Origin of the sequence: Peterkaempfera griseoplana (genome assembly GCF_001418575.1) — a bacterium.
GTDB lineage: Bacteria > Actinomycetota > Actinomycetes > Streptomycetales > Streptomycetaceae > Peterkaempfera > Peterkaempfera griseoplana.
Genome location: NZ_LIQR01000061.1, coordinates 1 through 1,462 on the forward strand (window position 1 = coordinate 1; position 1,462 = coordinate 1,462).

General features: G+C 71.1%; 1 protein-coding gene. It reads left to right on the forward strand.

Annotated elements, in window-relative coordinates:
- Positions 1 to 263: 263 nt before the first annotated feature.
- A partial coding sequence (locus AOK09_RS05185; RefSeq protein ID WP_055585924.1) for a glutamate--cysteine ligase occupies positions 264 to 1,462 on the forward strand: 1,199 nt, incomplete at its 3' end.

Consider the following 1,462-nt stretch of genomic DNA (forward strand, 5'->3'; position numbering starts at 1 on the left):
GGCCTGGGAGGCCGGGCGGGCCGGGGCCGGGGCGCGGGCGGAGACTTCCGGCAGTGACTCTTGTATGGCGGACCGGGGCCCGGCGCAAGAGGACGTCCCTGCCCTTTGTTCCCGGATCGCCGGATCTCACGCGTACCGGGCAGGTCGGGTGGTGTGATCCGCCCGGAGGCGGAAAGGTGTCCCGCCGCAGCCCGACGGCCCGGCTATCGATCACTCGGCCTGGGCATGATGCAGGCACGGTGCAGCGAGGAGGGATGGCGCCCATGGGCGAAAAGGTCGCGGCCACTGGTTCCGACCTGTCCGACCGGCAGCTCTACCGCAGAAAGCTCAGGACCTGCCTGGAGGCGCTGGAGCGGATGCTGCGGGAGAAGCGGTTCGACCGCCCGCGTGCCGTCATGGGTCTGGAGATCGAGCTGAACCTCGCCGACGACCAGGGCCTGCCGGTGATGCGCAACGAGCAGGTGCTGCAGGCGATCGCCAGCCCGGACTTCCAGACGGAGCTGGGGCAGTTCAACATCGAGGTGAACATCGCGCCGCACCGCCTGGGCGGCCGGGTCTTCGAGGAGCTGCGGGAGGAGATCGACACCGGGCTGCGCTACGCCGACCGCAAGGCGGCCGAGGTGGGTGCGCGGATCGTGATGGTGGGGGTGCTGCCCACCCTGACCAACGATCACGCGGTGCTGGACAACATGTCCCGCAACGACCGCTACAGCCTGCTGAACGAGCAGATACTGGCCGCCCGCGGCGAGGACATCGCGCTGGACATCGACGGGGTGGAGCGGCTGGAGGTGGAGTCGGCGTCGATCGTGGCGGAGGCCGCCTGCACGTCGCTGCAGCTCCATCTGCAGGTGACGCCGGAACGGTTCCCCGCGGTGTGGAACGCGGCGCAGGCGCTGTCGGGGGCGCAGGTGGCGGTGGGCGCCAACTCGCCGTTCCTGTTCGGCCGGGAGCTGTGGCGGGAGACCCGGCCGGTCCTCTTCGAGCAGGCCTGCGACACCCGGCCGGAGGAGCTGAAGGCGCAGGGGGTGCGGCCGATCACCTGGTTCGGTGAGCGGTGGGTGGACTCGGCGCTGGAGCTGTTCGAGGAGAACGTCCGCTACTTCCCCTCGCTGCTGCCGATCTGCGACGACGAGGACCCGGTGAAGGTGCTGGCGTCCGGCGGCGTGCCGCACCTGGCCGAGCTGCGGCTGCACAACGGCACCATCTACCGCTGGAACCGGCCCGTCTACGACGTCGCCGACGGGATGCCGCACCTGAGGGTGGAGAACCGGGTGCTGCCCGCCGGGCCGACGGTCGCCGACACCCTGGCCAACACGGCGTTCTACTACGGCCTGGTGCGTTCGCTGGCCGAGCAGCAGCGGCCGGTGTGGACGCGGCTGCCGTTCGCGCTGGCGTCGGAGAACTTCCACGCCGCGGCGCGGGCGGGCATCGACGCGGTGCTGCACTGGCCGAAGGAGGGGCG